Consider the following 17,180-nt stretch of genomic DNA (forward strand, 5'->3'; position numbering starts at 1 on the left):
CCTGCGCGCCCGCCACGTCCGGGGCGCACTCGTCCGGTACGACGAGCAGGTCACCGGCGTTCCCGGGCGTCAGCGTCGCGACGTACTCGGAGCGCCCGCCGCGCCCGCCGACCAGGGCGACCGTGTCCACGACGGCCGGCACCACCGTCATGCCCGTGCAGTCGACGACGATGGCGTTGTCGTCCTGCGCCGCCGTGACGATGCCCGGCCCGACTCCCACGAGCAGGGCGCCGACGAGCAGGACGTCGGCGCCTACCAGGGTTCCGATCAGCGGATCCATGGTCAGGATCCGGGCGTTGGTGAACAGGACGGGACGCCCCGCGTCGTTCGCGACGATCTCGTCGAAGGCCGGACCGTTCCAGGTCACGGTGTCCGGGTGGGTGGTGCTCATCGCCTGCTCCCTCGGGTGGGTGGTTCGGGTGCTGCACGGTCAACCTGGTCGCGCTCAAGGAGCGCAACCAGGCCGCCGTTACCCCAGGTGTCCCGCACCCACCCTGCGCCCGACCGCTCAGCCCGCGGCGGCCGTCAGCGCCCCGAGCGCGCTGGCCTGCGTGCGCCAGTCGGTCTGGTTCGGACTGGTGCCCGCCCAGCGTTCACCGAGCGCGTTGAGGTTGGACCGGTCCTGCGCCCACAGGGTGTCGGCCTGTTTCTGGATGTAGGCGCGGTAGGTGCTGGAGCCGGTCACGGTCGCGAGGTCGGCGAAGTTCCGCATGAAGATGCCCTTGAACTGCTTCTGGTTGTCGTCGCAGGACGCCGAGCCGACATCGCAGGACTCGGTGAGCACCCCGCCGACGGTCAGCTGCGAACTGCTGATCGCGGCGTTCGCCAGGGTCTTCGCGGTGGTCAGCAGCGAACTGTCCCCGGTCGTCCTCCACAGTTCGGTGAAGGCGCCGATGGCCAGCCCCTGGTTGTAACTCCACACGGTGGAACCGTTGTTGGCACAGGACGAGGACAGCCCGTCGTTGACCAGACCCGAGGAGTTGATCATCCCGCTGGCCTTGTACCAGGCGGCCGAGGTCTTCGCCCGCTGCAGCCACACGGTGTCACCCGGGATCCGCTGGTGCAGCGCGGTGGTCAGCCACAGGTACTGCCCGTTGGTCACCGCGTTCTTGTAGGTCTTCTCACGGTCCCACCACACACCGCCGCCGCAGGTGCCGGTGTCCCAGTACTGCTGGACGTAATTGGCGATGGTGACGGCCTCGTTGAGATAGCGCGCGTCGTGCGTGTAGTCGTACGCGTCGATCCACGCGATCGCCCACCAGCCCGAGTCGTCGATGGACCGGCTGACGAAGTCCCCCTCGATCGCGTCCGAACTGCGCGTTCCGGCCGGGAAGACACCCTTGTTCTGGTCGAAGGTGCGGGCGATGATCCAGTCGTAGTCGTGCGTGCCCGTGGTCTTCGCGAAGTCGATGACGGAGGTGAGAGTGGCCGCCGAGTTCCACCAACTGCTGGGCCACCAGCCGTTGTAGGGGTCGTACGACGTCATCAGCGCGTCGGCCGCAGCGCGCGCCCGGCTCGGCACGGGCCGGTACCACGCGGTGCAGCTGCCCTCGTTGTGGCTCGCCTCCCGGCCGCAGGCGCGGACCGCGCCGCCGTAGAGAAGACCGCGCGGATCGCGGGCGGCGTACATCGTGGTGCGGGTGGTGGTGGCCCCGGACGGGGTGCTGGTACGGCCGAGGGAGGAGCCGTCCGGCCAGGTCGCGCCGCCGTCCCAGGAACGGTCCAGCCAGATCTCGTCACCGGCGCCGCCCGTGTCGATGCTCGCCCAGGCCATGGAGTTCTTCTGGTCCACGTGCAGCCGGATCGTGCGGCCGTACAGGGTGGTTGACGGCACCGGCTGGTCGTCGCCCGCCGCCTGGCCCGCGCTCGTACCGTCGCAGACGGCGTCGCAGACCGTGGGGTAGACCCAGTTCGTGCAGCCCACGCCGGCCGCGTCGCCGCAGGCCCGGACCAGGCCGCGCTTGTGGTTGCGCGGATCGGTGATGTTGTACATCAGCGTCCTTGTACCGGTCCACGTGCTCGGGACGCTCGCCTTGCCGAGCAGTCCGTCCCAGGTGGCGCCGCCGTCCCAGGAGCGGTCCAACCACACCGAGTCGCCGGAGGTGCCGTTGTCGATACTCGCCCACGCCATGTCGTCGGCGTCGGACACATGGAGCCGGACGACCCGTCCGTTGAGCGCCTTGTCCGGCACTGGAAACGTTTCCTGTTTCGCCTGCGACGGATCGAGCGTGTCACAGGCCAGGACGCACACCTGGGTTGCGGCGGACGCCGGCGTCGCGGCCGGGACGAGCGCCACGAACGCGAGGGCGGCCGTCAGCAGAAAGCTGAGGAACCGTGGTCTGACAACGATGTCGAAGTCTTGTGGGGACACCGGAACTCGCCTCGATTTCACGATGGGGGACGCCGGGTGTGAATGGATTCAGTTCTGGATCAATGGTCCATACCTCTACCGGTCCTCGACGCAGTGAACCGGCTTGGTGCGGCCCTGTCAATGTCGTAAGGTGCGCTTTTTACCCGGGAGTTGAAGGCTGTCGTGATGGGTTGACACCCGCCCTCCCGGCGCCCATCATCGGTGCGAACTTCGGCGAGTCATCTCGCGCACCCGTCGCTCCACAGACTCCGGGCCCCCGTGGTCGATCGATTTGAATCGATTCATACGTCTGGTTGTCCAGTTGAGCGGCTGGTTCCCCCACCGATCACGGGAGGCACTCATGCGCCGTCGCAGGCCAGCGCTGAACCGAAAGCCCAGACCAGGGCGCCTAGTCGGACTCACCGTGGTGGTGGCCGCCGCGCTGGCCGTGACCCCGGCGCTCTCCGCCGGGGCGGCGCCGACGGCCGCAACGCCCGCCCCCAAGGCGGCACTTGACGCCGCGAACTACTCGCCGACCTCGCGCACCCTCAAGCCGACCGCCGTCTACCGCACCTCCGGCAGCGTCGCGAACCCGACGAACGTCCTGAACGGACAGGCGACCCGGATCTCCGGCTCGCAGTCCGCCGTCACGCTCGACTTCGGGAAGGAGGTCGGCGGATTGGTAACGTTGTCATTCGGCAGCACCAGTTCCAGCGGCCAACGCGTCGGCCTGGCCTTCAGCGAGTCGTCCCTGTACGTGGGCAACAACAGCGACCGCAGCAGTGGTCGCGACGGCGAGGACGGCGCCCTGTACGCCACGCCCTCCGCCAACGGCACATACACCGTGCCCACCGCCCAACTCCGCGGTGGATTCCGCTACTTGACGGTCTTCCTGGACAGCTCGGGCTGGGTGGACCTCAACGGCGTCAGCCTCAACTTCACCGCGGCACCTGGCAAGAGCAACCCTGCCGACTACGCCAACTACTTCACCTCCAGCGACGAGTTGCTCAACCGCATCTGGTACGCCGGTGCGTACACCGTGCAGTTGAACACCATCGCCTCCAACCAGGGCCGGGCCTGGCCGCCGCCCTCCTCGGCGTGGGACAACAGCGCCACCGTGGGTGTCGGGGACTCCGTCCTGGTCGACGGGGCGAAGCGCGACCGTACGGTGTGGCCCGGCGACATGGGCATCGCCGTCCCCACGCAGTACGCGTACTCCAACGACCTCACCTCGACCCGCAACGCGCTCACCACGATGTACAACGCGCAGTCGTCCGCGGGTGAAATCCCCTGGTCCGGACCGCCGTTCAACCTCACCGGCTCGGACACCTACCACACCTGGACGCTGCTGGGGACGTCCACGTACTACACGTACACCGCCGACCGGTCGTGGCTGGACTCCGAATGGTCCAACTACAAGCGGGGCATGGCCTTCATCACCAACAAGATCGACGGCAACAACCTCCTCAACGTGACCCGCACCCAGGACTGGGCCCGGGTCGGCCAGGGCGGCGAGAACATCTCCGCCAACGCGCTGCTGTACGGCGCCCTCAGGGGCGGCGCGACCCTCGCCACGGTCGAGGGCGACAGCGCCCTCGCGGCGAGCTGGACCGCCAAGGCCGACGCCATCAAGGCCGCGGCCAACTCCCGTCTGTGGGACGCCTCCAAGGGCATGTACAAGGACAACCCGACCAGCGGTCTGTACCCGCAGGACGGCAACTCCCTCGCCGTCTGGTACGGGTTGAGCGACTCCACGGCCAAGTCGAAGAGCATCATCGCGGGGCTCGGCAACAACTGGGGCATCTACGGCCCCACCACCCCGGAGTGGGGCGGCAACGTCTCGCCGTTCGCCGGCGGCATGGAGCTGAACGCGCGCTTCACCGCCAACGACGACTTCACCGCCCTGGACCAGATCCGCCGCACCTGGGGCCACATGCTCGACAGCGACATCGGCACCAAGAGCACCTTCTGGGAGGGCATCCAGTCCGACGGCGGCCTCGCCTACGGCGGTTCGTTCATGAGCCTCGCGCACGGCTGGTCCACGGCGCCCACCTCCACGCTCACCTTCGACGTGCTCGGCACCGCACCCGAGTCGTCCACCGGCGCCTACCGCTTCGTCCCGCACCCCGGCGACCTGACCAGTGCCCAGGGCCGCATCACCATGCCGCAGGGCGCGATCAACGCCTCCTGGTCCCGTGACCCGTCGGCCGGCACCTACTCGGCGCAGCTGACCAGCCCGTCCGGCAGCACCGGCCGGATCGGCGTCCCGAAGCTCGGCGGGAACATCACGGTGACCGTGAACGGCGCGACCGTGTGGAGCAACGGAGCCTTCACGCCCACCTCCGGCATCACCGGCGGCAGCCAGGACGACACCTACGTCTACCTCACCGGCGTCGCCCCCGGCAGCTACACGGTGTCCGCCACCGGCCTCGGCAACCCGGCACCGCCCGCCGAACCCGGCACCGGCGCCCTGCGCGCGGGCTACACCCGGTGCGCGGGCGAGGGCGGCACCTGCTCCTTCAGCGGCACCCGCTCGGTGGCCTACGGCGCCGGGACGTACACGTACAAGACGGTGACGAGCAGCACCGCCTGCGCCAACGACTCCTTCGGCGGCGACCCGGCGGCCAACCTCGTCAAGTCCTGCTACGTCGCCGACGCGGGCGGTCCGCCCGGATACACCGTCTGCGCGGCCGAGAACGGCACCTGCACAGTGCCCGGCTACAACCGCGACGTCGCCTACGGAGCCAACGGCAACTTCGTCCACCAGGTCACCAACGGCTCCGTCGCCTGCACCAACGCCCACTTCGGCGATCCCATCGACGGCGTCGCCAAGTCCTGCTACCTGCCGCCCGCAGGCGCCCCGGCCGGTGGCTGGACCAAGTGCGCGGACCAGAACGGGACTTGTGCGGCGGTGGCGGGACAGCCGGTGATGTACGGCGCCTACGGGGCGTTCACCACAGCCACCGCGACCGGCGACACCGCGTGCACCGACGCCACGTTCGGCGACCCGATCTCCGGTGAGTCGAAGGCCTGTTACACCGCCACCGGCGGCCCGGTCGGCTACGCCACCAACTGCTCGGCGGAGGGCGGCACTTGTGGCTTCAGCGGACAGCAGACCGTCGCCTACGGCGCCCGGGGCCGCTTCCTCTACAAGACCTTCAGCGGCGGCGCGAGCTGCACGACGGCCGCCTTCGGCTCCGACCCGCTGCCCAATGTGAGCAAGTCCTGCTACCTCACGTCCTGAGCGGCCCCACGCATCCGGCAGCCTCCACTCCCCGCGTGACCGGGGGCTGCCGGATCACTCCGGATGGGCCACTGCCTCCTTCTGCAGGTGCACCGCGGCCAACAGGCTCAGTCGCGGCTCCGCCCGGCGCAGCGCCCGCACCGCGGCGACCGAGTCGAGGTCCCCGGTGAACCCGGTCGCCGCCAGCCGGGAGCGGACCCAACGGGCGTGCAATCGGCCTTCGTCGGCGGCAGCGGCGGACTCGACGAGAGCGACGGCGCGTGCCAGGCCGGGGCGCTCCTCGGGAGATGCCTCGGCCACCGCCTGGCGCAGGGCCGCCGCGACCACGTCGGCGTCCCGGATGGTCAGCACGAAGGTGTTCTTCTTGCTCAGTCCCGTGATTCCAGTCATGGGGCTCAGCCTGACCGTCATGTCCCGCACGCGCCAAGCGACTTGAGGAGGCTCAGAGACTCGGCTACGCGTCCTCGTCCTGCGCGGTCAGCGCGAAGGCCAGCAGTGCGGTCGTCGTGAAGTCGAGAGAGGGCTCCACCGTCTGCCAGGCGCCCACGTCGTCCACGTACCGCGAGCCCTTGCCGTCGAAGTCGGTCCAGGCTCCCGACGGCGGGGCTGCGGTGCACTTCTTCATGGTGGGGAAGCCGTTCAAGTCGGCCAGTTTCGCTGCCGCGTTGGGGCCGTTGACCACCGCGCCCCGCAGGATCGCGCCCTTCCCGTCGTGGCTGCCCCGGAGGTTGGCCAACTGGTGTTCCGGGCAGTGCGGGTAGACCTCGCCCGCGCCGATCATGAAGCTGGTGCCCCAGGGGTTGGCGCCGAGGGCCCAGCCACGCTGCCGCCCGGCGAACGCGTCGTATCGGGTGTCCCCGGTCGCCTTGGCGTAGAGGCGAGCGGTGGCCACCAGCCCGAAGGTGTGCGGTACGGCGTCGAAGTCGTCGTAGACGGCACCGGCTCCGAACGGGTCGTGCCCGGCGTGATCGACACCCTCCTCCAACTGGCGGCGCAGGTCCTTGTTCAGGTCGGCGGCCCCGACTCCGTTGCTGCGGGCGCCGTCCAGCGCGGTGGCCAGGTCGACGTGGGCGAGGGCGCTGACGTCCGCGACGTTGAGGGTGCCCTTGACGTCGGAGTCCAGGTAGGCGCGGGCCAGGCGGGCCGCGTCGGCCGTCCAGTCGCCTTCCCGGTCGTCACCCAACTCCCGCGCGGCCAGCGCCAGTTCGGCACCGGCGAACTCCAGGTCGTCCTGCCAGGAGTCCTCGGGGTAGAAGCCGCTGGGGAAGGCGGTGACGAGCGGCTTGTCGGGGTCCGGGTCGGTGTCGGCCAGGTCGTAGACGGCGGCGGCCTTCTCCAGCCACTCCCGTGCCTGGTCCGGATCCGAGTCGGCAGCGCGTTGCGCGGCGAGGGCGAAGACCGCGGCGACCCGTCCCGCCAGACTGGGCGTGATCGGCTCGCCCGGCGCGTTCGCCCGGAACACCGGCCGGTGCTTGATCGTGTAGTCCGGGTCGCCGGGCGACACATCGAGCCGGTCGTCGGCCTCCGGCAGCCGCCACACGTCGTGGTCCGTGCGGACGGCGTCGTTGCCCGCGCCGATGCCGACCTGGGCGTAGAGCGTCCCGCTGTCCCCGTCCCACATGCGGTCCAGCCACGACAGACCGTGGTCGGCCTCGGCGGACAGCGCGGGCATGGCCGGCAAGTCCCGTTCGGCGAGCAGGAGTTCGGCGGTCGAGTAGGCGGTGGTGCCGGTGAACTTCAGGAAGTCGCCCGCGTCGAACCAGCCGCCCGAGGCGTCGACCGTGTCACCGGTCGGGGTCAGCCGCTCGTCGAGCAGTTCCTCGCCCGCCTCGTCGTAGTGCGGGTCGGCATAGACGGTCGCGTGCTCGTCGGCGAGATGCGACGGGCCGTGCTTGAGGACCCCGGGCAGTACGTCGGCTCCGTCGCGCTGTGCCTGCAGGAAACGGACGTTGTCCCGCACCAGCGGGGTCATCAGCTCACTCGCGTCGGCGATCCGGAAGGCGGGGGAGTGGCCGGCCGCGCTGCCGGACAGGACGATGCGGTAGGTGCCGGGCTTGTCCAGCGCGGAGAGGTCGACGGTGCGCACGGACGGGTACTTGGCGTTCCAGTGGCCGGTGACGGCACCGAGCCGGCCCGCCGTGACCACCTTGTCCTTCGCGTCGACGACCTTGAAGCGCGCCCCCGCGAGCGCCTTCACGGGGCCCATGACGTAGGCCCGCTTCGTCTCGCCGCGCACATAGCCGACCTGGTCGACCCGGACGGCCGCATTGGCGGCGGACGGTGCGGCGGCCTCGCCGTAGACATTCAGGCCGACGAGCACGGCGGCGATGCTCACGGCGGTGGTGGTGACCAGGACGACAGGGCTGCGCAATGCGTTCATGCGCCCACGGTGCCGGGATCTTCATGAGATGAAGATGAGGACGCCCGGGTCGGGTCCGCGGGAAGCCGGAGCTCGGCCAGCAGGCCGCCGCCGGGAGCGTCCGTGAGGCGGGCGGTGCCGTGGTGCAGACCGGCGACCCAGCGGACGATGGCGAGGCCCGCGCCCGTGCCTGGACCGGTCCTGGTGACACCGCGTGCGAACACGCGTTCCCGGTCCGCGAGCGGTACGCCGTCCCCGTGGTCGCGGACCGTGACCAGCCCCGGCGCGACGGTGACCTCCACCGGTGACCCGGCCGGGCCGCCGTACCGCTGGGCGTTCTCCACCAGGTTCCGCACCGCCTGCGCCAGCAGATCCGGATCGCCGAGCACCACGACCGGTTCCGCGATCACCGTGACGCCGGCGTGGTCCGGCAGCTCCTCGACCGTGGTCTCCACCAGCTGGTCCAGACGCAGCGGCGGGAGACCGAGACGTCCACGGTGGGCGGCGAGGCGAGCCGCTCGTTGATCGCCGCGAGGTCCTCGGGGGAGAGGCCGATACCGGTGTCGTGGATCTCGATCAGGACGCGGCCGTCGGGCAGCGCGTGACCGGTGACCTTGACCTTGGTCTGCGGTGAGGAGAAGGAGGTCGCGTTCTCCAGCAGCTCGGCGAGCAGGTGCACGAGGTCGTTGACGACCCGGCCGGCCACTTCGGTGGTTGGCACGGAGGAGAGCTCGATGCGCTCGTACTGCTCCACCTCGGAGGCGGCGGCGCGGAGCACGTCGACCAGCGGGACCGGGCGGGTCCAGCGGCGGCCGGGCTCTTCACCGGCGAGAACGAGAAGGTTCTCACCGTTACGGCGCATGCGGGTCGCGAGGTGGTCGAGCTTGAAGAGCGAGGACAGCTGGTCCGGGTCGGCCTCGCGGGACTCCAGCTCGGAGATGAGCGAGAGCTGACGCTGGATGAGGCCCTGGGAGCGGCGCGAGAGGTTGGTGAACATCGCGTTGACGTTGCCCCGCAGGAGGGCCTGCTCGGCGGCGAGGCGGACTGCCTCGCGGTGCACGTCGTCGAAGGCCGCGGCCACCTGGCCGATCTCGTCCCGGGAGTGCACACCGACCGACTCCACGGACGTGTCGACGTCCTGCGGGTCGGACTCGGAGAGCTGCTTGACCAGCTCGGGCAGCCGGTCCTGGGCGACCTTGTTGGCGGTCTCCTGGAGGCGGCGCAGCGAGCGGATCATGGACCGGGCGATGACGAAGGCGCCGACGAGGGAGACACCGAGCACGAGCAGGATCAGCGCACCGGAGATGATCGCCTCGCGCTCGGAGGCGGAGCGCAGCTCGCGGGCCTTCTGCTCCATGTCCTCAAGGAGCGTGTGCTCGATCTTCTTCATCTGCTCGATCTTGGTGGAGCTGTCGTCCACCCAGTCCTTGTAGGACCGCTTGTCGAGCGACTTCAGACCGTTCGAGTTGGCGAGGGCACGCTCCGCGTACTTGTCCGCGGCGTCGATCGTCGCGTTGCCGTCCTCGATGGGCTGGATGAGCTCCTCGGCGCCCTGGTCGCCGTAGATGTTGCGGAAGATGGCCAGGTCCGACTTCTCGCTCTCCAGCGCGGAGTCGGCGTACAGCCGGTCGTTGTCGGAGAGGTTGCCCGTCGTGGTGTTGTTGTCGGGCAGGGCCGCCGCGATGACGGCGCGCTGCACGGACGCGAACTCCTTGGCCGACGAGAAGGCGGCCAGGGCGCGGGTGCGCTGGATCATCTCCGGGTTGCTGGTCGCCTCCGCCATGTCCTGCGAGAGGTCGAGCAGCTGGGTGATCAGACGGTGGTAGGCGTCGACCGTCTGCGTCGAGTTGCCCTTCGACTGATACGCCGTCTTGCGGATCTTGTCGAGGTTGTCCAGCTCGGTGGCGAGACCGACCACGGTCTCGCGGACGCCCTGCAGGTTTCCGTTCCTGCTGGCGCTGTCCACCTCTTCCGAGGAGTTGATGAAGTTGTCCCGAGCGCGGTCGGTCTTCTCCTCGTAGCCCTTGACCTCGTAGTCGGTGGCCTTGCCGCCGTGCGACAGGGGACCGGCCGTCTGGTCGCGCTCGTCCTGGAGCGCGGTGGCCAGCTCGGTGGCCTGCTTGGTCATGTCCGTCAGCAGCTTCATGTTGTCGAGCTGCTGGATGTCGGTCATGGAGTCGCTGATGCGCAGGGCACCCAGCGAGGTGGCCGCGACCACGGGGAGCGCGAGCAGCGACACCAGGCGCGTGGAGATGCGCCAGTTGCGCAGAGCGACGCGCGAGCCGGGTCCGGTCGCACCGCTCGGCGGCTTCACCGGGGGCGCGGGGGTCGGGGCTGCGGACACACCGGGGCGCCCGGGGCCCCCGCCGTCGCCTGACGGTGCCGGGCCCGGGTTCTGGGCGTGCTGGGGCGAGGAGCTGCCGGTGTTGGGGCCAGCCCCGCCATGCGGCTCCGGCTCCGCCGGAGCACTGCCATCCCTCTTGAAACGTCCCTGCACTAGCGTCGCAACCTCTGGACCAGGCGTCCCCCGCGCGAACGGAAGGACGGTGTCGGCGTCTTGGGGAGCGCCCTGAACGCGCACCCCATGTGTGGTCGTGAGTGACCGGCGCTGCTCCCCCTTCCGCCGCCCTCGGCGCTGCGTTGCGCCCCCTGCGCGCCGGGCTGATTCTGCGGCGGTCCGTGGAATTCCAGCACAGTGCCGGATCTCCAACAAGGCCCGTAGGCCAGGCTGTGACCTGTGTGACACCCCGTGAGGACAGTGTCACGAGACGTAGAAAGCTATTCACTCCAAAGTGGGCAAATCCCCACCATCCCGCCGGGTGCGGGATGTGCCCAAGTCGCCATGATCAGGAGCGGAATGACAGCTTCAGGGAGTCAATGTCCGTTTCGGTGAGGTGAGTTGAGGGTCCGAATTGGTCGGTATGCCTACGGGGTGGTGAGCAAACTCACACACGGATCATGGGCTCTTCATGCGTTCGGCCGGGAATTGGATGTTTAGCCTGACGCTTTACATGAGGGCACAATCTGTCAACCACCCACCCACGGACAGACGAGGGTCAAGTACAACAGTGAAGACGACGATGATGTTCCGCAACATTGCCAACCCGCGACGCACGACGCTGGCGCACCTCTCGGACGCCGACGAACTGCAGACGCCGGAGCTGCAGGAACACTCGCTCGACCTGCCGGCCCAGACCGCCAACCCGCGCCGCACGATCCTCATGGAGATCCCGGTCACCGCCGCCGCGGAGTAATCGCGCGAGCAGGGACCCCGCACCGCGTTAGCCTGGAGCGTCAGACTCCAGCCAGCTCAGTGAGGGGCGCCAGGATCCCGTGCGCATCGCCAGATTCTCCATCGACGGGAACGTCGCCTTCGGCGCGGTCGAGGGCGACAAGCCGGACGAGCTCGTCCTCGACATCATCAAGGGCATCCCGTTCGCGGACTTCGAACTCTCCGGTACGAAGGTCCCGCTGAGCAAGGTCAGGCTCCTGCCGCCGGTGCTCCCGAACAAGGTCGTCGCCTACGGCCGCAACTACGCCGAGCACGCCCGGGAACTGGGCAACGAGGTGCCGGACGTCCCCTTCGCCTTCTTCAAGCCGTCCACCTCGGTGATCGGCTCCGGCGACGACATCCAGTACCCCTCCTTCACCGAGGACCTCCACCACGAGGCCGAACTGGCCGTCGTCATCGGCCGGATGTGCCGCGAGGTCCCGCGCGAGCGCGTCAAGGACGTCATCCTCGGCTACACCTGCGCCAACGACATCACCGCGCGCGACGTCCAGAAGCGCGAGAAGCAGTGGGCCCGCGCCAAGGGCTTCGACACCTCCTGCCCGCTCGGCCCCTGGGTGGAGACGGACCTCGACCCGAGCGACCTCACCATCCAGCTCACGGTCAACGGACAGCAGCGGCAGCTCGGCCGCACCAGCGAGATGATCCACTCGATCGAGGACCTGATCGTCAACATCACCGAGGCCATGACGCTGCTCCCCGGCGACGTGATCCTCACGGGCACCCCGGCAGGCGTCGGACCGCTCACCGTCGGCGACGAGGTCGCCGTCACCATCGAAGGCATCGGCACTCTCACCAACAAGGTTGTCAAGCGTGGCTAGCGCACCCGTACGCGTCCGTTTCTGCCCCTCGCCGACCGGTAATCCCCACGTGGGCCTGGTCCGCACCGCCCTGTTCAACTGGGCGTTCGCCAAGCACAACCAGGGCACGCTGGTCTTCCGCATCGAGGACACCGACGCGGCCCGCGACTCCGAGGAGTCCTACGGTCAACTCCTCGACGCGATGCGCTGGTTGGGCTTCGACTGGGACGAGGGCCCCGAGGTCGGCGGCCCGCACGCGCCGTACCGCCAGTCGCAGCGGATGGACATCTACAAGGACGTCGCGAAGAAGCTCCAGGACGCCGGCCGCGCCTACCACTGCTACTGCTCCACCGCGGAGCTGGACGCCCGCCGCGACGCCGCCCGCGCCGCAGGCAAGCCGTCCGGCTACGACGGCCACTGCCGCGACCTGAGCGCCGAGCAGGTCGAGGCCTACAAGGCCGAGGGCCGCACGCCGATCGTCCGCTTCCGGATGCCCGACGAGACGATCACCTTCACCGACCTGGTCCGCGGCGAGCTGACGTTCACCCCGGAGAACGTCCCGGACTACGGGATCGTACGAGCCAACGGCGCCCCGCTGTACACGCTCGTCAACCCGGTCGACGACGCCCTGATGGAGATCACCCACGTCCTGCGCGGCGAGGACCTGCTCTCCTCGACGCCCCGTCAGATCGCCCTCTACAAGGCGCTGATCGACCTGGGCGTCGCCAAGTCGGTGCCGTCCTTCGGGCACTTGCCGTACGTGATGGGCGAGGGCAACAAGAAGCTCTCCAAGCGCGACCCGGAGTCCTCCCTCAACCTCTACCGGGAGCGCGGCTTCCTGCCCGAGGGACTGCTCAACTACCTTTCCCTGCTGGGCTGGTCGCTCGCGGCCGACCGGGACATCTTCACGATGGACGAGATGGTCGCGGCCTTCGAGATCTCCGACGTGAACCCCAACCCGGCGCGCTTCGACCTGAAGAAGTGCGAGGCGATCAACGCCGACCACATCCGCCTGCTCGACGTGAAGGACTTCACCGAGCGCTGCGCACCGTGGCTGCAGGCCCCGTTCGCCCCCTGGGCACCGGAGGACTTCGACGAGGCCAAGTGGCAGGCGGTCGCCCCGCACGCGCAGACCCGCCTGAAGGTGTTGTCGGAGATCACGGACAACGTCGACTTCCTGTTCCTGGCCGAGCCGGTCGAGGACGAGGCGTCCTGGACGAAGGCCATGAAGGAGGGCTCCGACGCCCTCCTCCGCACGGCCCGCGAGCGGCTGGAGTCGGCCGACTGGACCTCGCCGGAGTCCCTCAAGGAGGCCGTACTGGCCGCCGGCGAGACCCACGGCCTCAAGCTCGGCAAGGCCCAGGCTCCGGTCCGCGTCGCCGTCACCGGCCGCACGATCGGCCTGCCGCTCTTCGAGTCCCTGGAGATCCTGGGCAAGGAGAAGACGCTGGCCAGGATCGATGCGGCCCTGGCCAAGCTGGCCGCGTAACGCACACGCGCGTGAAGGGGCGGCAGTCGCAACCGGCTGCCGCCCCTTCGGCGTTGTCAGTACGGGGCGTTAGGGTTCCGGATCATTGAAGATCGTTCAGGAGAGGCGCCTCTCATGCCGATGACCGCACGTGACTACACGTGGCTGTTCACGCCCGGCAGCACGTTCACGGAGGAAGAGACCGGCACGACAGGCGTGATCCACCTCGCGGACGGCGGCGAACTCCGGCTGCCCACCGGCCAGGTGGTGGCCTGCGACCCCTTCGTCTGCCTGGGCGGCGGCGAGGCCGAGCCCTTCACGGTCGCCGTGGTCCCCGGCCACTACCGTGTCGAGGCGGCCGTCGCCACCATCACCCACCCCGACGGACCTCCCTCCGACGCCCCCCACCTGCGCGTCGCCGCCGCCCGCCTCGTCATACGGGACGAACCCACCACCACCTGGGAACTCGCCCTCCAACCCGGCCAGGACCTCACCGAACTCACCGAGGACGAGTTCTACGGCTACGGAGTCGACGCCGGCACGGGCTGCTTCTACGACGCCTCGGTGGACGCCTCCTTCCCCGAGTGCGAGGGCGACGAGGGCCCGCTCTGGGACGCCTTCGAGAAGAACGACCACGCCCCGGGGCCGTACCTGGTCACGTCCCCCTCCACCGGCCACACCCTGGCGGCCTTCGGCTCCGGCTGGGGCGACGGCGTCTACCCCACCTGGATCGGCCGTACGGCGGCCGGCGAGGTCACCTGCTTTGTCACGGACTTCTTCGTCGCGCCCCTGTCCGACGACAAGTAAGGGGCAGACGCGTCCCCGGGCCCCGCGTTACCGTCGGATCATGAGCATTCGGGCCGTGGTCTGGGACGTCGACGACACCCTGTTCGACTACACCGGCGCGGACCGCGCCGCCATGTCAGCGCACCTGGCGGCCGAGGGACTGCTCGACGGGCACGTGAGCGTGGTGGACGCCCTGGAGCGCTGGCGGGTGGCCACCGAGTTCCACTGGGCGCGGTTCTCCGCCGGCGAGGTCTCGTTCGAGGGGCAGCGGCTGGACCGGGTCCGGCTGTTCCTGGACCGGGAGCTGACGGACGCCGAGGCCGACGACTGGTTCCGGCGCTACAAGACCCACTACGAGACGGCCTGGGCTCTCTTCCCGGACGTCCTGCCCGTCCTCGACACCCTCGCGGCCAGCCACCGGCACGCCGTCCTCTCCAACTCCAGCCTCACCGTGCAGGACCACAAGCTGCGCACTCTGGGAGTGCACGACCGCTTCGAGGTCATCCTGTGCGCGGCCGAACTCGGCGTCTCCAAGCCCGAGGCCGGCGCCTTCCTCGCGGCCTGCGAGGCGCTGGAACTGCCGCCGCACGAGGTGGCGTATGTCGGAGATCACCCGGAGATCGACGGGCGGGGTGCCGCGGACGCCGGACTGCTCTCCGTCTGGATCGACCGCCACGGCGGGCACACCTCCGTCGAGGCCCTGGTGGGGCGGCACAGGATCGGCTCCCTCGCCGAACTCCCCGCCCTGCTCGGCGCCGATACCCGTTTTGGAGCCCCGTCCACCTTCAGGTAATGTTGTTCCTGCGCCACCGGAGAGCGGGTCGAAAGCCCGGGACTCGGAGGCGTCAAGTGGAACAAGACCCCCGCAAGGGGTTGCGTTTTAGTGGCCTATGGTGTAATTGGCAACACTACGGTTTCTGGTACCGTCATTCTAGGTTCGAGTCCTGGTAGGCCAGCTCGCAGAGCTCATCTGCAACGCCCCCGTTGTGTAGCGGCCTAGCACGCTGCCCTCTCACGGCAGTAGCGCCGGTTCGAATCCGGTCGGGGGTACAGATCCTTCCCAGGAAGGCGGTCCGGGTCGCACCCGCCGCCTCCCATGCAGGATCGCTAGGGCCCCCGTTGTGTAGCGGCCTAGCACGCTGCCCTCTCACGGCAGTAGCGCCGGTTCGAATCCGGTCGGGGGTACGTTTTACCTTGCAATACCTTGGTCTATGGTGTAATTGGCAACACTACGGTTTCTGGTACCGTCATTCTAGGTTCGAGTCCTGGTAGACCAGCTCTGATCTGCGGAAACGCAAGATCTGCGCCCCCGTTGTGTAGCGGCCTAGCACGCTGCCCTCTCACGGCAGTAGCGCCGGTTCGAATCCGGTCGGGGGTACATACAGGGAAGGCCCTCCACTTCGGTGGGGGGCCTTCTCCGTGCCCGGCTCACTCGAAGCCGTACCGTCGCGCCGACTCCTCCTCCTGCGCCAGCCGGTGCAGTGCCTGGAGCACCGGCTCGACGAAGATCGCGCCCGCGACCGCCGTCTCCACCTTCTCGGCCTCCGAGGGGTGCGTCTCCACGAAGTCCAGGTCGAGCACGGCCGCCTGACGCATCAACTTGGCGTAGTTCACTACGAGTTCGGGCGGCCAGTCGTACCCGAGGCGGCGAAGTGCGGCCACTGCCACCACCAGTGAGCGGTAGGACGGCGAAATGGTCACCAGCGCCTGGGAGTTGGACCAGCCCAGCGTCTCCAGGAGCTCGTCCACCTCGCGGTGCGCGGCCTGGACGTGCTCGTCCTCCTCGTCCGGCTCGGGCACCTGCGGCAACGCCCAAAGTGCCGCGCCCAGCCGGATCGTACGGCCGAGGGAGTCGTCGTCGACATGGCCGAGCACCTCACGGACCGTCGCCACCGGCAACCGGCCGACCTGGATCATCGCGCGCACCAGCCGCAGCCGGCGCAGCTGCTCCTCGTCGTACTCGGCGGTGGTCGTGTTGACTTGGCGGCCGGGTCTCAACAGGCCTTCGCGCAGGTAGTACTTGATCGTCGCGATGGACACACCGCTGCGCTCGCTCAACTCGGCCAGCCGCATGTCTTGCGCCCTTCCTCGGGTACCGGCACTATCCAAACACGGGTCATCGGATAGTGCTGGTACCCAACAAGGGGGCGTCATGTTCGCGAAGGCTGTCAACGGCCGTACCACCGCTGCCGCCGAGGGGGAGGTGGTGGTGCTGCTGATCGGGATGCGCATCAACCGCTTCTGGGCCGTGCACCACTGGGTGCCGGTGTTCCTCGCGATGCCGCGCATGCTGCGCGAGTTGGGGAAGGACAAGAGCCGCGGACTGCTCGGGCATGTGCTGCTGACGGCGTCCCCGCGGACGTACTACGTCGTCCAGTACTGGGAGTCCAAGGAGAAGCTCTACGCGTACGCGAGTTCGCCCGACATGTTCCACCACAGGGCGTGGGCGATCATCAACCGCAAGGAGAAGGCCGGGAAGGTGCGCGGGCACGTCGGGCTGTGGCACGAGAGCTATGTGGTGCCCGAGGGTTCCTACGAGGCGATCTACGCCGACATGCCGGCCTTCGGACTCGCGGCGGCGCACGGGCAGGTGCCGGTGGAGCAGCGGGGGCGGCGGGCGAAGGACCGGTTCGCGTACCGGTCGGGGAAAGTGACGTCCGAGTAAGCGCCCCAAAGGGGCGCGGGGAACTGCGCGACCAGCCACGACGGCGCGACCGCCGAACGACGGCCGATGTGCGCGCTTGACCCCGGACATGACGAAGGGCCTGCCGCGGCGTTGAGGCAGGCCCTCCTTGAGGTGTTCCGGGTGGATCAGCCGGTGCGGCGCAGGGCCTCGGAGAGGCGCGCGGCGGCGTCGATGACCGCCTGCGCGTGCATCCGGCCC

The 17,180-nt window shown here is 69.2% G+C and carries 13 protein-coding genes, 5 tRNA genes and 2 pseudogenes; 12 read left to right on the forward strand and 8 right to left on the reverse strand.

Annotated features, from left to right (window positions below; all coding sequences use genetic code 11):
• Window positions 1–391 (reverse strand): annotated as a pseudogene (locus R6V09_RS24455) (Atu4866 domain-containing protein); the annotation flags it as partial.
• A gap of 117 nt (window positions 392–508) precedes the next feature.
• A complete protein-coding gene (locus tag R6V09_RS24460) occupies window positions 509–2,371 on the reverse strand; it encodes a glycoside hydrolase family 76 protein (RefSeq protein ID WP_317883578.1) in 1,863 nt (620 codons plus the stop codon).
• Window positions 2,372–2,774: 403 nt separating this feature from the next.
• On the opposite strand from R6V09_RS24460, the gene R6V09_RS24465 reads away from it, so the two are divergent.
• Complete coding sequence (locus R6V09_RS24465; protein ID WP_317883579.1) at window positions 2,775–5,594, forward strand: alpha-L-rhamnosidase-related protein; 2,820 nt, start codon at window positions 2,775–2,777, stop codon at window positions 5,592–5,594.
• 54 nt (window positions 5,595–5,648) lie between these two features.
• Here the strand turns inward: R6V09_RS24465 and R6V09_RS24470 are convergent, their stop codons facing one another.
• The 4 genes from R6V09_RS24470 to R6V09_RS24485 all read right to left on the reverse strand — a co-directional run bounded on the left by R6V09_RS24470 (window position 5,649) and on the right by R6V09_RS24485 (window position 10,450).
• Window positions 5,649–5,984 carry a hypothetical protein gene (locus R6V09_RS24470; RefSeq protein WP_317883580.1) on the reverse strand — a complete coding sequence of 112 codons (336 nt, stop codon included), beginning with the start codon at window positions 5,982–5,984 and terminating at the stop codon, window positions 5,649–5,651.
• A 64-nt stretch (window positions 5,985–6,048) separates the two neighbouring features.
• On the reverse strand, window positions 6,049–7,974 hold the full coding sequence (locus R6V09_RS24475; RefSeq protein WP_317883581.1) for a glycoside hydrolase family 9 protein: 1,926 nt from the start codon (window positions 7,972–7,974) through the stop codon (window positions 6,049–6,051).
• Entirely contained in the window at window positions 7,971–8,408 is a 438-nt protein-coding gene (locus tag R6V09_RS24480; RefSeq protein ID WP_442810122.1) for a sensor histidine kinase, read from the reverse strand. The genes R6V09_RS24475 and R6V09_RS24480 overlap by 4 nt, the downstream gene beginning before the upstream one ends.
• Window positions 8,360–10,450, reverse strand: a complete 2,091-nt coding sequence (locus tag R6V09_RS24485; protein ID WP_442810123.1) for a nitrate- and nitrite sensing domain-containing protein — start codon at window positions 10,448–10,450, stop codon at window positions 8,360–8,362. Before R6V09_RS24485 ends, R6V09_RS24480 begins: the two co-directional genes overlap by 49 nt.
• Window positions 10,451–11,021: 571 nt before the next feature.
• Between R6V09_RS24485 and R6V09_RS24490 the strand changes: the two genes are divergently transcribed.
• The 10 genes from R6V09_RS24490 (at window position 11,022) to R6V09_RS24535 (ending at window position 15,674) form a co-directional block, all read left to right on the forward strand.
• Entirely contained in the window at window positions 11,022–11,207 is a 186-nt protein-coding gene (locus tag R6V09_RS24490; protein ID WP_317883582.1) for a hypothetical protein, read from the forward strand.
• A 79-nt stretch (window positions 11,208–11,286) separates the two neighbouring features.
• Complete coding sequence (locus R6V09_RS24495; protein WP_200713355.1) at window positions 11,287–12,063, forward strand: fumarylacetoacetate hydrolase family protein; 777 nt, start codon at window positions 11,287–11,289, stop codon at window positions 12,061–12,063.
• Window positions 12,047–13,531: a glutamate--tRNA ligase gene (gene gltX / locus R6V09_RS24500; protein ID WP_317883583.1), complete on the forward strand. Its 1,485-nt coding sequence runs from the start codon at window positions 12,047–12,049 to the stop codon at window positions 13,529–13,531. Before R6V09_RS24495 ends, gltX begins: the two co-directional genes overlap by 17 nt.
• Window positions 13,532–13,645: 114 nt before the next feature.
• The gene (locus R6V09_RS24505) at window positions 13,646–14,317 is read left to right on the forward strand and encodes a DUF4241 domain-containing protein (RefSeq protein ID WP_317883584.1); all 672 of its coding nucleotides are present in this window, start codon (window positions 13,646–13,648) and stop codon (window positions 14,315–14,317) included.
• Between the two features lie 40 nt (window positions 14,318–14,357).
• Window positions 14,358–15,089, forward strand: a complete 732-nt coding sequence (locus R6V09_RS24510) for an HAD family hydrolase (protein WP_317883585.1) — start codon at window positions 14,358–14,360, stop codon at window positions 15,087–15,089.
• A gap of 91 nt (window positions 15,090–15,180) precedes the next feature.
• Window positions 15,181–15,252: transfer RNA gene (locus R6V09_RS24515), tRNA-Gln, on the forward strand.
• Between the two features lie 21 nt (window positions 15,253–15,273).
• Window positions 15,274–15,346 (forward strand) — tRNA-Glu (locus tag R6V09_RS24520).
• 62 nt (window positions 15,347–15,408) lie between these two features.
• Window positions 15,409–15,481 (forward strand) — tRNA-Glu (locus tag R6V09_RS24525).
• Between the two features lie 20 nt (window positions 15,482–15,501).
• A tRNA-Gln gene (locus tag R6V09_RS24530) sits at window positions 15,502–15,573 on the forward strand.
• Between the two features lie 28 nt (window positions 15,574–15,601).
• Window positions 15,602–15,674 (forward strand) — tRNA-Glu (locus R6V09_RS24535).
• A 50-nt stretch (window positions 15,675–15,724) separates the two neighbouring features.
• On the opposite strand, the gene R6V09_RS24540 is transcribed toward R6V09_RS24535, so the two are convergent.
• Window positions 15,725–16,369 carry a MerR family transcriptional regulator gene (locus tag R6V09_RS24540; RefSeq protein WP_317883586.1) on the reverse strand — a complete coding sequence of 215 codons (645 nt, stop codon included), beginning with the start codon at window positions 16,367–16,369 and terminating at the stop codon, window positions 15,725–15,727.
• A gap of 79 nt (window positions 16,370–16,448) precedes the next feature.
• Between R6V09_RS24540 and R6V09_RS24545 the strand changes: the two genes are divergently transcribed.
• Window positions 16,449–16,961 (forward strand): DUF4188 domain-containing protein, encoded by a 513-nt coding sequence (locus R6V09_RS24545; RefSeq protein ID WP_317883587.1) that lies wholly within the window; start codon window positions 16,449–16,451, stop codon window positions 16,959–16,961.
• Between the two features lie 146 nt (window positions 16,962–17,107).
• Here the strand turns inward: R6V09_RS24545 and R6V09_RS24550 are convergent.
• A pseudogene (locus R6V09_RS24550) lies at window positions 17,108–17,180 on the reverse strand (IclR family transcriptional regulator); the annotation flags it as partial.

Origin of the sequence: Streptomyces sp. W16, from assembly GCF_033194735.1 — a bacterium.
Classification (GTDB): Bacteria; Actinomycetota; Actinomycetes; order Streptomycetales; family Streptomycetaceae; genus Streptomyces.

Bases quoted from the DNA above. Each gene is read 5' to 3' on its own strand.
- R6V09_RS24510 (WP_317883585.1), top strand. From the start codon at position 14,358: ATGAGCATTCGGGCCGTGGTCTGGGACGTCGACGACACCCTGTTCGAC.
- R6V09_RS24505 (WP_317883584.1), top strand. From the start codon at position 13,646: ATGCCGATGACCGCACGTGACTACACGTGGCTGTTCACGCCCGGCAGC.
- R6V09_RS24540 (WP_317883586.1), bottom strand. From the start codon at position 16,369: ATGCGGCTGGCCGAGTTGAGCGAGCGCAGCGGTGTGTCCATCGCGACG.
- R6V09_RS24470 (WP_317883580.1), bottom strand. From the start codon at position 5,984: ATGACTGGAATCACGGGACTGAGCAAGAAGAACACCTTCGTGCTGACC.
- R6V09_RS24545 (WP_317883587.1), top strand. From the start codon at position 16,449: ATGTTCGCGAAGGCTGTCAACGGCCGTACCACCGCTGCCGCCGAGGGG.
- R6V09_RS24475 (WP_317883581.1), bottom strand. From the start codon at position 7,974: ATGAACGCATTGCGCAGCCCTGTCGTCCTGGTCACCACCACCGCCGTG.